Here is an 18,295-nt window from a genome sequence, read left to right on the forward strand (position 1 = left end):
CAGTCCCCTGAAGGTCTGGAGACCTTCAGGGGACATGCACTCACCCCACTTCCGAATCCCAGATTACCGTCACGTTGCCTGAGTAATGCCGGGACTGTCCCGATTGGATCATGTCATCCACGTGGCTCGGCAGTATTTCAAAGTGCAGCGTTCCCGGTTTGCGGTCTACATAAAAGCCCGGCTGAAAAATTTGGTCTTCAGCCCATTTTAATAGCCGGCGGTTGACGGGTTGCCCGCCAGTATCCGTCAAGCCATGGGGAAGGCTTACGCTGGTGTTAATCGACGCGTTTCGTCCGGTGACGGAATCCTTCAACCCACAGCCTTGCCCCGAGTACACGGAACATTGCAGTTTCATCTTGAAACGGCCCGACGCGGCAATATTGAAGGTCTGATCCCGGAACAGTCGCGTCGGTTTACGTCCCTGGGCCAGCCAGGCTTGCCAGCCCCCCAAAGGGGCCAGTTCTACGCGATTGCCGCCGGGGGGAATATCCACTTTCAGGGTATGTTCGACGTTCAGGGTGAAGTTCAGGGTGATCAAGTCGTCATCGGGCAACATGACATCGCCCATGTCGAAATCCCGATGCGGCCCTACGCCGTAGTTCAATACACCGCGGTATGTACCAGTCGACATCTTGAGCGGGTTGGGCGTGATCAGCTCATAGGAAAAGCCGGCGTTTTCGTAAGCAAATTGAAGGTCCTGGGGGATATCCTTCTGTGCCTGTTTGGCGCACACGCCCGCGTCCGCCGGCACCCGCCAGAAAAAAGCGTAATACTTGGCATGGCCGTAACCCACTCCACCATATTGACAAGGAAAGGGGGCGTTCACCCACGAACTTTGCCAAACACCTTCCGGCAGCGGGTCCTTGATGGTGTAGGCCGCCCCGACACCTGTTACACGCATACTTACCGTCTCGACTTCACCGGTTTCTTCGTGAGTGACCGAAACATCTCTCCAGGACGAGGGCACCCGGACCATGGCGCCTTGTCGTTCATCATGCATCGCGGCAATGGGCGCGATGGCTCGGAAGCGAATCGGCAATGCGATACTGAAAACCCCGTTCTCGCAGTACTCGGGATGATCCTTGCAGTAGCCGCCGGGCGGTGTGGTGTTTTTAAAGGCATTTTTCATGGGGTTTGCCGAATCAGGCCTGAACACGGCCGTCATATCCATAGTCACCGCACCGGCCGACGAGGCAAAAGCGCTCGAAAACAACCCCGCCAACACCGATGCACCTCGGGCCCTCAACGTCCTTATTGCTTGTGTGTCTCGCACATTGCACTCCATGTTTTCTTCCCCTTCACCGTCTCTAAACTTCCGAATCCCAGATCACCGTCACATTGCCCGAGTACTGCCGTTTTGTTCCCGTGTGGATCATCTCGGGCACTGCATCGGCGGGGATTTCGAAATGCAGCGTTCCCGGTTTACGGTCCACATAAATACCCGGCTGGAACAGTTCGGTACCGCTCCCATCTCGCAGAAGTTGACGGCGGCTGACGGCTTGACCACCACCGTCGGTCAAGCCATGGGGAAGACTGACGCTGATCTTCAGTGGCACCACATCGCCTGATTCAGGCTCGCGTAACGAACAGGTTTTGCCGTCCTGGCTGTATTGGCATTCCAGGTTCATCTTGAAACGCGAACTCGCCGAGATATTGAATGTTTGATCCCGGAACAATCGCGTCGGCTTTCGGCCCTGCTGCAGCCAGGCTTGCCAGCCACCCTGGGGCACCAGTTCGACCTGGTTGCCACCCGGGGGAATATCGACTTTGAGCGTGTGTTTCACGTCCAAGGTGAAGTTGAGGGTCAGTTCCGATTTGTTGGGGATCATCACGTCGCCCATATCAAAATCGGCATTCGGACCGAGCCTGTATGTCAACTGTCCGAAATATTTGCCCGAAGACATGCCCAACGGGTTGGGCGTCTCCAGTTCGTACGCGAAGTCGAGGTTGTCGTAACGCAGCCAGGGAATCTCGAACTGGGCCTGCCGCGAACAAACCCCGTCAGCGGGCGTCTTCCAGAAAAAACTATAGGCGTTGGTCCATATCCACCCTATACCGCTATAAACACACGGCGCCGGCGGGTTGACCCAGGTCACGCCCCATAATTTCCAATGCGCATCTCGATAAGTCTCAGTAGGGCCGACCAGTTTCATGATGTCTTCAGTCACATACTTGGACCCCAATCCGGCAATGCGAACCCTCACCGTTTCCGCTTCACCGGTGGCTTCATGCACCACCGATAAGTCCCGCCATTGTGTCGGGACTTTGAACATGGCGCCCTGACGAACAGAGACATGGTTGGCCAGAATTGGCCCATTGGAGTCGAACTGGATCGGCACCTGCAGACTGAACATCTCATTGTCCCGACACTCACTGGGGTTGCTCGCGCAATAACCGCTGGAAGGCGTGTCGTTGATGAATTTATTGCGCTGCGGGTTGCCGGAGTCCGGTTTGAACGAGGCTTGAATCGAGACCTCTTCAGCCGATGCAATCGGCCAGCAGATCACCAGTAAAAAAAGCGTGGCGATACGACGACGCCCGCTTCGAACGAATGCCATTGAAGGGTTCATTCCATCCTGCCTTCCGGGAGCACGGCATTGAAGATCATGTTGACGCTGCCGAAATAATTGCCGGGTTTGTAAAGCCCGTCCGGGGGCGGCATTGGTACGATTTCCAGCAAGACGCGTTTGCCCATTGCGGCATCGCTCATGGAAACCACTTCTGTATTTTCTGCCTCGCTCAATACCAGGCCGTTAAACGAAACCTGCAAACGAATGTCATGGGCGTCGGTGCCGTTGGACAGGTACGGCCGCCCTTCAAGCCTCGCCTCGATAGAGCCGGCCTGGTTTTTCACATCGAAGTGTTTACGCAAGCTACCCAGCGTCGACGAAGCCAGGTTCCACGGCAGCCGCTGCTCACGATGAATCCAGCCAGGGTCGGACGCAATGACATAAAACGCCTGGGTCGGAATCGTCACAAACACCTCGAAGTGATGCACCTCGCGGGCGGCGAAGACCGAAGAAACTGCCAACACTGCAGCGCTCGACAAAAGTCCAACCGTCAGTTTCTGGAACATGCTCATCACCCGGAGTTACCCCTTTACATCGAGTATTTTGCTGCCTTCGCCTTCGACCAGCCTGAAGTTGTACTGCCGGCCGCCCTGCTTCTCGAACTGGAACGTGCGGCCCGCGAGAATGTGGTGTTTGGTGGTCGGCTGGCAGTCCTGCTCGCTTTTGATCGAGCAATCCTTGAACTCATCGATCACCACCACGGTGTTGCCGTTGTTGCGAATCCGGTAATGGCCCGGTTCGTTCTCGATCACGCTGTCGTAGCGAGCATCTTTAGGCCGCACGAAAAACACGGCGCCGTAACCGGCGAGCACGGTCACTCCTGCGGACAGCTCTTTTTTGTAGCCTTCGCGCTCTTCGCTGGACACCGCGAACTCATCTTCTTTCTCTGGCACCACCGGGACAAAGCGCACACGGAAATAGCGTTCCCGGTCGCGCTCGCCCATGTACAGCAGGCGCGTGCCCTGCATGCCGTTCGCCGGCACGATCAGCCGGGCGGGGCTGGCCATCAGTCCATCGCGGGCATTGCCGTCGGCCTGGGACTGGACCGGCACTTCGCGCGCAGTGCCGTCTGCTTCATAGAGGATCTCGAGGATATTGACCTTGACGAATGCAGTGCTGTCGCCACCATTGAAGACTCGTTTCAGGTACGTACTTTTTTCCCCGTCCAGATAGTCATACACGGTGCCTATATTGATGCTCGGGCCGGCGTACGCCGTCTGGGTGAACAAACTAAAACCAAGTACTGCCAAGAGACGTTTCATCGTCTTTACCTCATCGATTAATTGCGTATGACCGGGCGATCAGCCCGCCGTCGGAGCCATAAGATTCGCGTCTGCCAAGGTGTCCGGCGTGCAACGCAAATCACCGATCATCAACACATTGTTTTCAGTACGGCCTCTGCTGGTATCCAGACGGAACTGGCACAGCAATTGATTGCCATGTCGCACTTCCAGGGTTGGGGAGCCGGCGTTCATTTCCATGGAGAAGAAGCCGTCCACCTCACTCACGCCGCGACTGGCGTGATTGATAATGTGGTGGCCCTTGAGCGGGTTGCCCTGAGGGTCGATCAGGCGGCCCAGCACGGTGAGGGTTCGCATCACTTTGACCTGCCGGTATTCCACGCCGCCCTTGTTCAGGTGATAGCTGGAACGGGCGGGCTGAATGGTCGCGGCCGGGACGTGATTGCCTTCGAAATCAAAACTGACGGAGCTGCTTTTGTACGCCGTGAGCGGCACGAAATTGCGCCCGGGCTTGAGTACCGCGCTGCCGCCGCTCAGATCATCAGCACGCAGGGCGATGTCTTCGATGTCCGATTCGACGTCGATGATCATCCCCGCACCGTTGCGGTGGTACTGGCTGGTCATCACCATCTTCTGCCCGCCAACGGCCACGGTGCTGTCGAGGTTCAGCCCGCCGGTCAAATCGTTGTTATAGGACGAACGCTGGATAAAACCGTCGCCGTTAACCAGGTCGGTACTCATGGTGGCCATGGCATTCAACCCGACGCCGTAGGTATCGGTGATGGCCGTGGCGGAGACGCTTTGCAGCACATGGTCCTGAAGGGTTTTGCGGTAGCTGATCGAGGCATTGTTATCCCGACCGCCCTCACGAGCAGTGCGTGAGCCGATGCTTGCGGAAATCTGTTCGCCGACGCCGCCCAAGGCGACGTTCACACTCAAGTCGATACCGCGGTTGCGATCGTCCCCCGAGCTGACACTGCCCGGCCGGTCGAACAGCGACAGTCGCCAATTGGCGTCACTGCCAAACAGTTGAGTGCGCTGGGTCCAGCCAAGATCCACGCCGGTGCCGTTGGTATTACCTTCACTGTGGGAAACCCGGGCATTGACCGAGTTTTTGCTCGTAAGGCGGTGGTTGATCGACAGCGAAGAATTGCTGGTCTGGCCGACAAACACATTGCGCTGCCGCACGCGCGTGCCGTCGGGCAAGGTCTCGTACAGCCGGGTGGTGTCGAGCCAGCTGCGGTTATGGCTGGCGACAATGCTGCCGCTGCCATAGGAGTAGAGGCCCTGTACATCGAGCCCGGTGCCGTAGTCTTCGGTCTGATAGACGTTGGCGTAGACACTGGCATTGTTGACGATCGTCCAATCAACCGAAGTGCCGTACTGCAGCGAGTCGCGCACCTGTCGCCCGCTCAACCCCAGGATGACGCGTGGGTGCAGCAGGAAGTTGAGCGCCGCACCGGCGGTCACGTCTCCATCATCCTGCTCATCCCAGTTGCTGAGCACTTTGGACTCACGACCGGCAAACAGGTTGTAGCGCCAGCGATCTTCGTGATTGCGCCAGTTATTCGGTTTGTAGACCAGCTCCTGAGTGCTGGAGGTAATTTGGCCGTCTTCGATCAGGCGCACTTCGACTTCGTAGATCCCGCCCGGCAGCGGCCGGGTATCGAGGGTCTGCAACCCGGCGGGTATCGCCTGGGTATTGATCAGTAAACCGTCGCGGTAGATTTCGACCGAGCCTTGACGATTGGCCGTGACATAAATCGGATAGACCGCCGGTTTCGGGTTGTTGATCGCCAGGCTGTCGGAACTGCCATACATGACGCCCACCGCGCTGTCGGGGGTGGTGCCGAAAGTACGCGGTTGGCGGGTCAGCCCTTCGGACGAGGGCGTGAACAAACCCAGGCGCAGAAAACTGCCCTCGAGTTCGCGCTGGGTGTAGAGCTCATTCACCGAGTGATAAAGCTGATTATCCAGGCCACCGAGTCGTGACAGTTGAATGTTGACCGCTTGAGTCCAGTTGCCCAGGCTGCTACTGGCCTCAAGGCCATAGCGCCCGCCAAGGTCCTGGTTTTGACCGCCATTGAGATTCAACTGGTTGCGTACGATCAACCCGGTGCTGCCGTTTTCCGGCAGCCTGTAGTAACGCTGCAGCTGATCATCACGCTCGGCGTTCTGCGTGGCGATCGATACCAGGGAGTTTTCCAGGCTGTAGTGAACAGCCAATAGTTGCTCGGGGCATTTCGCCTGGCAGGCACCCAAAGCGACGCCCTGTTGCAGGTAGTGGGCCCAGATCTCGCGCTCACTGGGTTTGATCGTGCTGTCGCTGATATCGGCGAAGTCAACTAGGGTGAGGCGGTCATCGCGAGTCAACACGACCATCGCCTCACCAAGAAACTGTTGGTCAAGTTCCACACGCACCGCCAGCGGTACATCGAAGAAGTGCTCTTCGAATTCGCTCGGCAACCCTTTGGCCTGCGCCAACAAACTGCGGGGTGTATGGCCATTTTCCATAGGCGCGGCAAGTGCCGTTGTGCAGAAAATAAGGGCAAGCGCCGTCGCGATGGGCGTCATCGGGAACATGAACGAAATACTCTTTGGGTAAATTCGGTAAACCCGACCGGCAGGTGATTACTCAACTGCCGGTCGGTCTGGCCAGCCACCAAGGATCAACCTTGATCCGCAATCTTTTATGGAATACGTGGCATCGCGTCGAAGATCACCACCGGGTTGGCGGCATACAGGCCAACCTGGGTCGCCGTCGGCTTGGCCGCCTTGATGCGCAGCTCGGCACGCATGCCGCCATTGGACTCGGTATCACCAACCACCTCCTGGCTTACACCGGTCAACGTCACGCCGTTGAAGGTGTAGGTCAGGGCGATGTTTTGCGCTGGATTACCGTTGAACAGGGGTTGCGGACCACCTTCGACATACGCGCCGACCGAACCAAGGGTGTGCTGGATGTCGTACGTGCCGGTCACATCAGTCAGGCTGCCGGTACCGACAAGGTATTGCATTCTTTCGTCTTTACCGAAGTCCGGGTTGACTGGCTGTGCGTGAAAGACCTTGCTTGGAATGTCAGCGGTGATGTTGATGGAAGAGCGCGATTCCTCTGCAGCGAACGCCATCGAAGAACTCAGGGCCAGGACGGTCATAGGAACGGCGATTGCAAACTTCTTGAACATTGTTGAGTACCTGTATTTTTTCAAAGGAATGGTCTGTTGAAATTTGGGCCCTGTTGCCATCCGTGATGGCAATTTGATCCAACTTTCGACGGGGAGAATGATCAACCAATTCTTCAAGAAAGTAAGTACGTAACTTCCGATAAACATGTAGTAAAAGTGATCCACGACTCGCGGGAAAATTCATTTAAAAACAGCAACTAATAAGTTTAACCTTCAGAACTATACTACACACAGTTTTAACTAAAAAAGCATACAGAGTTAATCCCCTTTATTTCCGGGCATGTCGTCACTTATATATAAATAACAGCAGGATAATTAGGTTAATCACTCTAAAATGCAACACGGTTTTTTCGGTGAAAGGCTCAATTTCCTACAAGGCGAAGCCCTTGACCGCTCGTCCGTTGTGCTTGCGCCGACCATAAGATATATCTTACGTTGTATCTAAACACGACGAGAGAAGACGCAGATGAGAGACCATCATTCCCCCCACCGCGAACACGGCGACGGTCGCGACGGTTTCGAAAAACGCCCAGGGCGCGAGCGCGGTGGCCGCGGGCCACGGGTGTTTGCCCCAGGCGATCTGAAACTCCTGCTGCTTGCGCTAATCGCTGAGCAGCCCTGTCACGGTTATGACCTGATCCGCCAGATCGAAGGCATGTTCGATGGCGCCTACAGCCCCAGCCCCGGCGTGATCTACCCAACCCTGACGTTCCTGGAAGAGAGCGAAATGATCCAGGGCGACGCTGAAGGCGGAAAAAAACGCTACAGCGCGACCGATGCCGGACGTCTGTCCTTAAGCGAGCAAGCGATTGCACTGGAAGGCGTGCGCACACGCATCGATGTGAGCAAACGCTCGCTGCGCGGCCATGATCGCCCACCAGAAATCCACGAAGCGGTGCATAACTTGCGTCACGCTTTGCAACTGCACCACGGACGCTGGAGCGCACAAGAGATCGTGAGGGTCAGCGCGCTGCTCAACGACACCGCCAAAGCCATAGTCGACGGCCCTGCCGTTCAACCCGTACAGGAGAAAGCCGAATGACCGCAGTCGATACCCAGACCATTCACCGAGTGATGCATGAAATCAAACGTCGACGCCTGGAAGTCCTGCGCGTGGTGGACCTGACTCCGCGGATGCGCCGCATCACTGTGGGTGGGCCCGAGCTGGCAGGTTTTGTCAGCCTCGGCGCCGACGACCACGTCAAGCTGCTGTTCCCGCAGAACGCTGCAGAACAGGCCGCCATGGAGAACCTGGTGCTCGGCGCAGGCAAGGACAACGGTCCGATGCCGGCCATGCGCGATTACACCCCGCGCCGCTACGACCTTGATGCCCTCGAACTGGATATCGACTTCGTCCTGCACGGCGATGGCCCTGCCTCGACCTGGGCCGAGCAAGCCCGGCCCGGACAATTCCTGCACATTGGCGGCCCCCGGGGCTCGATGATCGTGCCGGATATTTTCGACAGCTACCTGCTGATCGGCGACGAGACCGCCCTGCCGGCCATTGCCCGACGCCTCGAAGATCTGGCGCCCAATCGGCGAGCGCTGGTGGTGATCGAGGTGGAGAACGGCGCCGAGCAGCAACGGCTGGAAAGCCCCGCACAAGTCGACGTGATCTGGGTGTTGCGCGAGGGTGGCAAGGATCACCTGTTGACTACCGTGCAACAACTGACCGTGCCTGGTGGCAGCCTTTATGCGTGGGTCGCAACGGAGTCCAAGGTGTCACGCCAGATCCGCCGGGTGTTGCTGGACGAGCATGGCCTGGACGAGAAATTCCTCAAGGCGGTTGGTTACTGGCGCCTGGATGACAGTGACGAGGAATGACCCCAACGGTCCAGACCGATCACTACCAGGGAAATCAACACAAATCCCGCAAGCAACCCGGCCGCATTGAGAAACACCTGTGGATAACCCAGCTTGTCCACGTCAATGAACGGATAGGGATAAACCGCCAGCTCATGCCCGCGAAGCAGCGAGTAGGCGAAGTACAGCAGCGGGTAAATCACCCAGAGGCCAATGTGGCGCAAGCGCAATGTGCCTTTGGGTACGCACCACCACCAGTAGCCCAGGAATAACAGGGGCATGACGTCGTGCAGCAACTCATCGGCCAGAAACTGCCAGCCTTCGGGATGCCACAAGTTTCGCAGCAGGATGCTGTAAGTCAGGCCGACCACGACGATGCTCACTGCCACGGCGCTGGACACCCATGGCTGCAGGAACCAGCGGCGCATTGCCGATGGCCGGGAAGTCCATTCGCAGGTCAGCACAGTCGCCACCAGGGTGTTGCTGAGCACCGTGAAGAAGCTGAAGAAGCTCATCAGGCCGCCCAGCAGACTGGCTTCAATGCTCCAGCGTGAGTACAGGATCAGATACAGCTGAATGCTCAGCCCCGCCCAACCGAGAATGGCGGCAACCGCGATGAAACGGTGCCGGGCGGCCGACGGGTCGATCATGCTCAGAGCGGCCGCTTGGTGCGCATCAGCTTCACGTACAAGCGCTCGACCTTCTCCCGGGCCCAGGGCGTCTTGCGCAGGAAGGTCAGGCTCGACTTGATGCTCGGGTCGCTCTTGAAGCAGCGAATGTCGATGCGCTCGGCCAGCCCCGACCATTCATAGTGCTCAACCAGGGCATTGAGGATCTGCTCCAGCGTCACGCCGTGCAGCGGGTTGTTGTTCTGTTCGGTCATGCCGGGCCTTCGAGCGAAGTGGGAATTGGAAGCCGCGCACCTTAGCCGAGGGCTTCGCCGGGGGGAAGTGATCTGTGTGCTGCCTGCTAAATGTAGCCATGGTTGCACCGACTGTTACCGATTTTGAAAGGCAGCATGTCCGTAAAAGCCCTTTCTCTATTTGTAACAGAACATTATCCTTACGCCCGTCACGGCTGAAACGCTTCTGCTGCCTGCTCCACCCTTGCTGCTTTCAGTTCATCCCCCAGAAAAAGATCAAGAATTTCTTCCCATGCCCGATTTCCCAGTTTCGCAAGACAGCGCTGTCTGCACGCCTGTTGCCCGCCTGAAAATGCTCTGCCTGATCAGCGGCTTCACCGCGATGAGCCTGGCCACCTGCGCCCAGGCCGCCCCCGCTTTCGACAGTGAGTCACCCTGGATGCTTGGTGACTGGAACGGCAGTCGCACCGAGCTTGCGGAAAAAGGCTACGACTTCAAAGTCGATTACACCGGCGAAATGGGCAGTAACCTGCATGGCGGCTACGACCATGATCGTACGGCACGCTACAGCGACCAGTTCGGCTTCGGCACTCACCTGGATCTGCAGAAAATCCTTGGCTGGAACGATGCCGAGTTCCAACTGACCGTCACCGAGCGCAGCGGCAACAACATCAGCAACGACCGCATCAACGATCCGCGCGTCGGCGGGTTCACTTCGGCCCAGGAAGTCTGGGGCCGTGGGCAGACCTGGCGCCTGACGCAGATGTGGTACCAGCAGAAATTCTTCGACCAGAAACTCGATATCAAGGCCGGCCGTTTCGGTGAAGGCGAAGACTTCAACAGCTTCCCGTGCGACTTCCAGAACCTGGCGTTCTGCGGCTCCCAGGTCGGTAACTGGGTCGGTGGCATCTGGTACAACTGGCCGGTCAGCCAGTGGGCCCTGCGAGTCAAATATCACCTGACGCCAGAGTTGTACGCGCAGGTCGGTGCCTACGAGCAGAACCCGTCCAACCTGGACCGCAACAACGGCTTCAAACTCAGTGGCAGCGGCACCCAGGGCGCAATCCTGCCGGTGGAGCTGGTGTGGTCACCGAAGGTCAATGGCCTGCCAGGCGAATACCGCGCCGGTTATTACTACAGCAACGCCAAGGCCACCGATGCCTACAAGGACAGCAATGGTCAGCCGGCAGCCCTCAGCGGCGAGGCCTACCGCAGCGCGTCGAGCAAGCACGGCGTGTGGCTTGGCGTGCAGCAGCAACTGACCAGCCGGGCCAGCGACAATTCCCGCGGCCTGAGCGTATTCGCCAACGGCACGATGCATGACAAGAAGACCAACGCCATCGACAACTATGTCCAGGCCGGAGTCGTCTACAAAGGGTTGTTCGATGCTCGGGCCAAGGACGATATCGGTTTCGCCATGGCGCGGGTGCACGTCAACCCGGCGTATCGCAAGAATGCCGAGGCGACCAACCAGGCTCGCAACGTGTCCGACTTCGACGACCCGACTTTCCTGCCGCCGCAAGACACCGAATACAGTGCCGAACTCTACTACGGCGTGCACGTCACCAACTGGCTGACCGTGCGCCCGAACCTGCAGTACATCCGCCATCCGGGTGGCGTGGACCAGGTCGATGACGCGCTGATTGGCGGGATCAAGATCCAGTCTTCGTTCTAATGCGCTACCCCTGTAGGAGCGAGCCTGCTCGCGATGCCATCGCCGGCAAGCAGGCTCCTGCAAGGACAGCGTTCACAGTTTGAGATTTATATCTGAACCATGCCCACGCCAGATCGTCATCTACAGTGAACTTGCGCGGGACTACTTAAAACGTCACGGAGAACCACACTATGAGCACTGATGGTGCTTTGAGTCGAAGCCGTCTACTGCCGACCCTGCTCGGCATTCTGCTTTTGCTAATGGGCCTGGCCATGCTGGCCGGGGGAATCAAGCTGAGCATGCTGGGCGGCTCGCTGTACTACCTGCTGGCCGGTATCGGCCTGACGCTGACCGGCGCCCTGCTGATCGCTGCACGCCGTGCTGCGCTTGGCTTGTACGCTTTGGTGCTGTTTGCCAGCACCGTCTGGTCGCTGTGGGAAGTCGGCCTCGACTGGTGGCAACTGGTGCCGCGTCTGGCACTGCTGTTCGCACTGGGCATCGTCATGTTGCTGCCGTGGTTCCGACGTCCGATGTTGCGCGAAGGCACCGGGCCACTGACCACCGGCGTCCTTGCCGTGGCCGTGGTGATCGCAGGTGCAACCGCACTTGCCAGCCAATTCACCAACCCGGGTGAAATCAAAGGCCAACTGGACCGCGACAGCGTACCTGGCATGGCCAATACCGCCCCGGCCATGCCGGACGGTGACTGGAACTCCTACGGCCGTAGCGCCCATGGCGATCGTTACTCGCCACTGGCGCAGATCACTCCGGAAAATGCCCACAAGCTGGTTCCAGCCTGGGAATTCCGCACCGGTGACATTCCGGGTCCGAACGATCCAGGTGAAACCACTGCTGAAAACACCCCGCTGAAAGTCAACGGCATGCTGTATGTGTGCACGCCGCACAGCCAGGTGATCGCACTGGACCCGGACACCGGCAAGGAAATCTGGCGTTTCGATCCGAAGCTCTCCACGCAGAACGCGGCGAACTTCAAGGGTTGGGCGCACATGACCTGCCGCGGCGTGTCGTATCACGATGACGCGGTGTACGCTTCCGAGCAGAGCCCAACGGGTACTGCCAGCCCTGCACCGGTCAGCAGCGTCTGCCCGCGCCGGATCTTCCTGCCAACCGCCGACACCCGCCTGATCGCCCTGAACGCCGACACCGGCAAGATGTGCGAAGACTTCGGCAACGCTGGCCAGGTAGACCTGAGCGCCAATATCGGCGGCTTCAATGCCGGCGGTTACTACTCCACCTCCCCTCCAGCCGTCACCAAAGACCTGGTGGTGATTGGTGGTCACGTGACCGACAACGTTTCCACCGACGAGCCAAGCGGCGTGATCCGCGCGTTCGATGTGCACACCGGCAAGCTGGTGTGGAACTGGGACAGCGGCAAGCCGGATGACACCACGCCGATTGCCGAAGGCCAGGTCTACACCCGCAACTCGCCAAACATGTGGTCGATGTTCGCAGTCGATGAAAAACTCGGCATGCTGTACCTGCCGATGGGTAACCAGACCCCGGACCAGTTCGGTGGCGCGCGTACCCCTGAATCGGAACTGCACGCTGCCGGCCTGACCGCGCTGGATATCGCCACCGGCCAGGTGCGCTGGCACATGCAGTTCACCCACCATGACCTGTGGGACATGGACGTGGGTGGCCAGCCAACCCTGATGGACCTGAAAACCGCTGACGGCGTCAAGCCAGCGGTACTCGCTTCCACCAAGCAGGGCAGCATCTACGTACTGGATCGCAGCACCGGCAAGCCGATTGTGCCGATCAACGAAGTGCCAGTGCCGCAGGGCGCTGTCGAAGGTGATCACACTTCGCCAACCCAGCCGAAATCCGACCTCAACCTCATGCCACCGCCGCTGCAGGAGCGTGACATGTGGGGTGTGACTCCGTTTGATCAACTGATCTGCCGGATCGACTTCAAATCCATGCGCTACGACGGCCCGTTCACTCCGCCATCGCTGCAAGGTTCGATTGTCTATCCAGGTAACTTCGGCGTGTTCGACTGGGGCGGTATCTCGGTTGACCCGGTGCGTCAGATCGCTTTCGTGAACCCGAGCTACATGGCGTTCAAATCGAAAATGATCCCGGCGGCCGAAATCGCTGCTCAGGGCCCGCGTAAAAGCGAAACCGAAGGCGTGCAGCCGAACAAAGGCGCGCCGTACGGCGTAGTCCTCGAAGCACTCCTGTCGCCAATGGGCCTGCCGTGCCAGGCACCGGCCTGGGGCTACGTGGCGGCAGTCGACCTGACCACCTCGAAAGTCCTGTGGAAGCACAAGAACGGTACCGTGCGCGATAGCTCGCCGGTTCCGATCCCTCTGAGCATGGGCGTTCCGAGCCTCGGCGGGACCTTCGTCACCGCCGGTGGCGTGGGCTTCCTGAGCGGCACCCTCGACCAGTACCTGCGTGCCTACGACGTGAAAAACGGCAAGCAACTGTGGGAAGGCCGCCTGCCAGCCGGCGCGCAGACCACCCCGATGACGTACACCGGCAAGGACGGCAAGCAGTACGTGCTGGTCGTGGCCGGCGGTCACGGCTCGCTGGGCACCAAGCAGGGTGACTATGTGATTGCTTACAAACTGTCGGAATAACAGTTAACGACGGTTAAACGAAAGGCGACTCCTGCGAGGGGGTCGCCTTTTTTTGTGCCCGCCGATATTACCCCTGCCATTGAAACCACCCGCCACCTGCCCCATCTAAGACCCATATCCCATTGCGCAGGTGCCCCATGAGCGACCAGCAAGAATTCCCTGAAGACCTCAGCGAGTACGCCGACCCCGAGAACGCCGAGCATCACTCCACCGGCAAAGGCCTCGCACTGCCGGGCCAGAACCTGCCGGACAAGGTCTACATCATTCCGATCCACAACCGCCCGTTCTTCCCGGCTCAAGTGTTGCCGGTAATCGTCAACGAAGAACCCTGGGCTGAAACCCTGGATCTGGTGAGCAAATCCGATCATCACTCCCTGGCCCTGTTCTACATGGACACGCCGCAGGAAGATCCGCGCCACTTCGACACCTCGGCCCTGCCGCTGTACGGCACGCTGGTCAAGGTGCACCACGCCAGCCGCGAAAACGGCAAGCTGCAATTCGTTGCCCAGGGCCTGACCCGCGTACGCATTCGCACCTGGCTCAAGCACCACCGCCCACCGTATCTGGTGGAAGTCGAATACCCGCACCAGCCCACCGAGCCAACCGACGAGGTCAAGGCCTACGGCATGGCGCTGATCAATGCGATCAAGGAGCTGCTGCCGCTCAACCCGCTGTACAGCGAAGAGCTGAAGAACTATCTCAATCGCTTCAGCCCCAACGATCCATCGCCGCTGACTGACTTTGCAGCCGCCCTCACCTCCGCCACCGGCAACGAGCTGCAGGAAGTGCTCGACTGCGTGCCGATGCTCAAACGCATGGAAAAAGTCCTGCCGATGCTGCGCAAGGAAGTCGAAGTCGCGCGCCTGCAAAAGGAAATCTCTGCCGAGGTGAACCGCAAGATTGGCGAGCACCAGCGCGAGTTCTTCCTCAAGGAGCAACTCAAGGTCATCCAGCAAGAGCTGGGCCTGACCAAGGACGACCGCAGCGCCGACATCGAACAGTTCGAACAGCGCCTGGAAGGCAAAGTGCTGTCCGCCCAGGCGCAAAAACGTATTGCCGAGGAAATGAACAAGCTGTCTATCCTCGAAACCGGCTCGCCGGAATACGCGGTTACCCGCAACTACCTCGACTGGGCGACTTCGGTGCCGTGGGGCGTCTACGGCAAGGACAAGCTCGACCTCAAGCATGCCCGCAAGGTCCTGGACAAACACCATGCTGGCCTGGACGACATCAAGGACCGCATCCTCGAGTTCCTCGCCGTGGGTGCCTATAAAGGCGAAATCAGCGGCTCGATCGTGCTGCTGGTCGGCCCGCCGGGTGTGGGCAAGACCAGCGTCGGCAAATCCATCGCCGAATCCCTGGGTCGCCCGTTCTACCGCTTCAGCCTCGGCGGCATGCGCGACGAGGCGGAGATCAAGGGCCATCGCCGCACCTACATCGGTGCGCAACCGGGCAAGTTGGTGCAGGCGCTCAAAGACGTCGAAGTCATGAACCCGGTGATCATGCTCGACGAGATCGACAAGATGGGCCAGAGCTACCAGGGCGACCCAGCCTCGGCGCTGCTGGAAACCCTCGACCCGGAACAGAACGTCGAATTCCTCGACCATTACCTGGACCTGCGGATGGACTTGTCCAAAGTCCTGTTCGTGTGCACCGCCAACACCCTGGATTCGATTCCCGGCCCGCTGCTGGACCGCATGGAAGTGATTCGCCTGTCGGGCTATATCACCGAAGAAAAGATTGCCATCGCCAAGCGTCACCTATGGCCGAAACAACTTGAGAAGGCTGGCGTGTCCAAAGGCAGCCTGAGCATCAGCGACAGCGCCTTGAAAGCCTTGATCGACGGTTATGCCCGTGAAGCCGGAGTGCGCCATCTGGAGAAAGAACTGGGCAAACTGGTGCGCAAAGCCGTGGTGAAATTGATCGACGAGCCCAAAGCGGTGATCAAGATAGGTCCCAAAGACCTCGAAGCCTCCCTCGGCCACCCGGTGTTCCGCAACGAGCAGGTCCTGTCCGGCACTGGCGTGATCACTGGCCTGGCCTGGACCAGCATGGGCGGCGCAACCCTGCCGATCGAGGCCACCCGCATCCATACGCTAAACCGTGGTTTCAAGCTCACCGGGCAACTGGGCGATGTGATGAAAGAATCGGCGGAAATCGCCTACAGCTACGTCAGCTCCAACCTGAAGTCTTTTGGCGGCGATCCAAAGTTTTTCGACGAAGCGTTCGTGCACTTGCACGTTCCAGAGGGTGCCACACCCAAAGACGGCCCGAGCGCGGGCGTGACCATGGCCAGCGCCCTGCTGTCGCTGGCGCGTAATCAGCCACCGAAAAAAGGCGTGGCCATGACGGGTGAACTGACCCTGACGGGACACGTGCTGCCGATTGGGGGGGTGCGCGAGAAAGTGATTGCAGCGCGGCGGCAGAAGATTTTCGAGCTGATATTGCCCGAACCCAACCGTGGAAGTTTTGACGAGTTGCCGGACTACCTGAAGGAAGGGATCACTGTGCACTTTGCCAAGCGGTTCGCGGACGTGGTGAAAGTGCTGTTCTAAGTTAAGAGCGCAGACAAAATGGCCAGGCATAGTTGCCTGGCCATTTTCATTTCAAACTGGATATTTGTTGAAATAATTAACTATTCAAAACCGCCATTTCTATCAGTATCAGATTCTTATATATGACTATACATTCAACGTTCAAACGCACTTACAGGTAATCGTTTATGGACATTGAACAACGCAGAAGTCTTAGCGACAACTGCTTGAATAACGAAATGAAATTTCACCCGTGCTGCCGCGATAACTATTGGAGTGCCAATATTGCCGAGCGCGAGCCATTTGAATCGGAAGTGCTCTACACCAGCGTAGGCACACGGGAAATATTGGCGATTTTCAAAGCTGGGGAAAGCAACACCCCTCGAGATCGTGCCTTCGATATCTACCTTCCCAAAGATATCAAAAGCGGCATCTACCCTTTGAACATTCCGACTCGCCTGATCCAGATTGCCTTCACCGAAAATTTTCCGGCGTACACCACTTACTGGGCGACTGAAGGCGTTGTTGATCTTCAAGTGAGTCCTGATGCGCAGGTATTCAGCGGCAGCTTCGAAATCAAATTCAAAGACCGGCAGAACCGCGAATTTGCCTCCGACGGCAAGTTTGCTTTTTCCCTGGATCAACGCTGAGATTAACGCAGCTCAATAAATCCCAGCATTTGTGAACAGCCTGTTGGAAAAGAGTTTTCTCCAGCAGGCCCTGGTCACACTTTGTCTCATCTTCAGTTATGCTCGCCGTTCGTCGTCAACGCCGGAGCCGCTGAACTTATGTCCCCGATTCGCTTGCTTGTCCCCCTGAGCCTTGCCGTGCTGGCCGCCTGCTCCTCGCAACCGGCACAGAACCTGACCGTGGAAAAACAGAGTCAATGCCCGGCCAAGCTGCACAGCGGTCAAAACCTGATTCTCACCCTGCCCAGCAACCCGACCACGGGCTACCGCTGGGCGATTCAGGATTCGGCTGGCGGGGTGCTGCACGCACTGGGCCCCGAGGTGTACAGCAACCCGGAAGACGCGGGCATCGTTGGCTCCGCGGGAATCTCCACCTGGCGTTTCCAGGCATTCGCCCCCGGTACTGGACGCTTGCGTTTGACCTCCCAGCAACCCTGGGCACCGGAAGTGAAACCGGTGGATACCTTTGACTGCGCGATCTCGGTGAACTGACCGTGGGCTGGCTGATTCTGGCGCTGATGGGCGCGGTTACTTTCCTTTACGGGGTGAGCGTGGATGCCACGCTTCTGTGCCTGCTGGTCAAGCCATTGCCGGTACTGGCCCTGCTGGGTTGGCTGCATGATGCGCCGCCCAGTGAATATCGCCGCTGGATTAGCCTCGGCTTGATTTTCTCCCTGCTTGGCGATGTGTTGCTGGCGTGGCCGATGGATTTGTTCGTCTTTGGTCTGGGGGCGTTTCTGGTGGCGCACCTGGCATACCTGAAGGCTTATCTGAGTGATTGCCGCCGGTTGGCGCTGCTGCCGTTGATTCTGGCGCTCGGTGTGGGTGCCGTATTGCTGGGGATTCTGATCGCCAGCGGTTTAGGTCCGTTGTTGATTCCGGTGATCGTCTACGGGCTGGCAATCAGCGCGATGCTCTGGCGCGCCCTCGCCCGTCTGGGCACCGAGGTGCCACAACGCTCGGCACTGCTGGCGGCGGCCGGCGCAGTGGCGTTCGTGTTTTCCGACAGCGTCATCGGCATCAGTCGCTTCGTGATGCCGTTCCACGCGGCGCCCTATGTGATTATCCTGAGCTATTGGCTGGGGCAGTGGGGGATTGCGGCTTCGGCATTCACCACCGAACCGCGCCGCGCCTGAGAAAAAGATCGCAGCCTG

At 58.5% G+C, this 18,295-nt stretch carries 16 protein-coding genes; 8 read left to right on the forward strand and 8 right to left on the reverse strand.

Translation table 11 applies throughout. From position 1 onward, the window contains the following. Positions 1 to 40: 40 nt before the first annotated feature. The 6 genes from ORL50_RS17115 to ORL50_RS17140 form a co-directional block, all read right to left on the reverse strand. Positions 41 to 1,171 (reverse strand): hypothetical protein, encoded by a 1,131-nt coding sequence (locus ORL50_RS17115; RefSeq protein WP_266016634.1) that lies wholly within the window; start codon positions 1,169 to 1,171, stop codon positions 41 to 43. A gap of 136 nt (positions 1,172 to 1,307) precedes the next feature. After that, complete coding sequence (locus ORL50_RS17120) at positions 1,308 to 2,570, reverse strand: hypothetical protein (protein WP_266016635.1); 1,263 nt, start codon at positions 2,568 to 2,570, stop codon at positions 1,308 to 1,310. Beyond that, positions 2,567 to 3,076 (reverse strand): CS1 type fimbrial major subunit, encoded by a 510-nt coding sequence (locus ORL50_RS17125; RefSeq protein ID WP_266016636.1) that lies wholly within the window; start codon positions 3,074 to 3,076, stop codon positions 2,567 to 2,569. The genes ORL50_RS17120 and ORL50_RS17125 overlap by 4 nt, the downstream gene beginning before the upstream one ends. A 15-nt stretch (positions 3,077 to 3,091) precedes the next feature. Continuing rightward, on the reverse strand, positions 3,092 to 3,832 hold the full coding sequence (locus tag ORL50_RS17130) for a molecular chaperone (RefSeq protein ID WP_266016637.1): 741 nt from the start codon (positions 3,830 to 3,832) through the stop codon (positions 3,092 to 3,094). 39 nt (positions 3,833 to 3,871) lie between these two features. Next, on the reverse strand, positions 3,872 to 6,394 hold the full coding sequence (locus ORL50_RS17135; RefSeq protein ID WP_266016639.1) for a TcfC E-set like domain-containing protein: 2,523 nt from the start codon (positions 6,392 to 6,394) through the stop codon (positions 3,872 to 3,874). Positions 6,395 to 6,501: 107 nt separating this feature from the next. Then, on the reverse strand, positions 6,502 to 6,996 hold the full coding sequence (locus tag ORL50_RS17140) for a CS1 type fimbrial major subunit (RefSeq protein WP_266016641.1): 495 nt from the start codon (positions 6,994 to 6,996) through the stop codon (positions 6,502 to 6,504). A gap of 466 nt (positions 6,997 to 7,462) precedes the next feature. On the opposite strand from ORL50_RS17140, the gene ORL50_RS17145 reads away from it, so the two are divergent. Both ORL50_RS17145 and ORL50_RS17150 read left to right on the forward strand, forming a co-directional pair. Continuing rightward, a complete protein-coding gene (locus ORL50_RS17145; protein WP_266016643.1) occupies positions 7,463 to 8,038 on the forward strand; it encodes a PadR family transcriptional regulator in 576 nt (191 codons plus the stop codon). Then, positions 8,035 to 8,820 carry a siderophore-interacting protein gene (locus ORL50_RS17150; RefSeq protein ID WP_266016644.1) on the forward strand — a complete coding sequence of 262 codons (786 nt, stop codon included), beginning with the start codon at positions 8,035 to 8,037 and terminating at the stop codon, positions 8,818 to 8,820. The genes ORL50_RS17145 and ORL50_RS17150 overlap by 4 nt, the downstream gene beginning before the upstream one ends. Here the strand turns inward: ORL50_RS17150 and ORL50_RS17155 are convergent. Beyond that, entirely contained in the window at positions 8,787 to 9,449 is a 663-nt protein-coding gene (locus ORL50_RS17155; RefSeq protein WP_266016646.1) for a Pr6Pr family membrane protein, read from the reverse strand. The two genes, ORL50_RS17150 and ORL50_RS17155, sit on opposite strands and share 34 nt — an antisense overlap. A 2-nt stretch (positions 9,450 to 9,451) precedes the next feature. Beyond that, the gene (locus ORL50_RS17160; RefSeq protein WP_007903672.1) at positions 9,452 to 9,682 is read right to left on the reverse strand and encodes a VF530 family protein; all 231 of its coding nucleotides are present in this window, start codon (positions 9,680 to 9,682) and stop codon (positions 9,452 to 9,454) included. A gap of 271 nt (positions 9,683 to 9,953) precedes the next feature. On the opposite strand from ORL50_RS17160, the gene ORL50_RS17165 reads away from it, so the two are divergent. From ORL50_RS17165 to ORL50_RS17190, 6 genes are all read left to right on the forward strand, one after another. Beyond that, positions 9,954 to 11,336 (forward strand): carbohydrate porin, encoded by a 1,383-nt coding sequence (locus ORL50_RS17165; RefSeq protein ID WP_266016654.1) that lies wholly within the window; start codon positions 9,954 to 9,956, stop codon positions 11,334 to 11,336. Between the two features lie 170 nt (positions 11,337 to 11,506). After that, positions 11,507 to 13,918, forward strand: coding sequence for a glucose/quinate/shikimate family membrane-bound PQQ-dependent dehydrogenase (locus ORL50_RS17170; RefSeq protein ID WP_266016656.1), 2,412 nt, complete (start codon positions 11,507 to 11,509; stop codon positions 13,916 to 13,918). Between the two features lie 137 nt (positions 13,919 to 14,055). Beyond that, on the forward strand, positions 14,056 to 16,473 hold the full coding sequence (gene lon, locus ORL50_RS17175) for an endopeptidase La (RefSeq protein ID WP_266016658.1): 2,418 nt from the start codon (positions 14,056 to 14,058) through the stop codon (positions 16,471 to 16,473). A 167-nt stretch (positions 16,474 to 16,640) separates the two neighbouring features. Next, a complete protein-coding gene (locus ORL50_RS17180) occupies positions 16,641 to 17,102 on the forward strand; it encodes a hypothetical protein (protein WP_266016660.1) in 462 nt (153 codons plus the stop codon). A 138-nt stretch (positions 17,103 to 17,240) separates the two neighbouring features. After that, positions 17,241 to 17,633: a protease inhibitor I42 family protein gene (locus tag ORL50_RS17185; protein ID WP_266016662.1), complete on the forward strand. Its 393-nt coding sequence runs from the start codon at positions 17,241 to 17,243 to the stop codon at positions 17,631 to 17,633. A 2-nt stretch (positions 17,634 to 17,635) separates the two neighbouring features. Then, complete coding sequence (locus ORL50_RS17190; protein WP_266016663.1) at positions 17,636 to 18,277, forward strand: lysoplasmalogenase; 642 nt, start codon at positions 17,636 to 17,638, stop codon at positions 18,275 to 18,277. The last annotated feature ends 18 nt before the right edge of the window (positions 18,278 to 18,295 follow it).

Origin of the sequence: Pseudomonas sp. RIT-562 (assembly GCF_026241895.1) — a bacterium.
Taxonomy (GTDB): Bacteria; Pseudomonadota; Gammaproteobacteria; order Pseudomonadales; family Pseudomonadaceae; genus Aquipseudomonas; species Aquipseudomonas mandelii_F.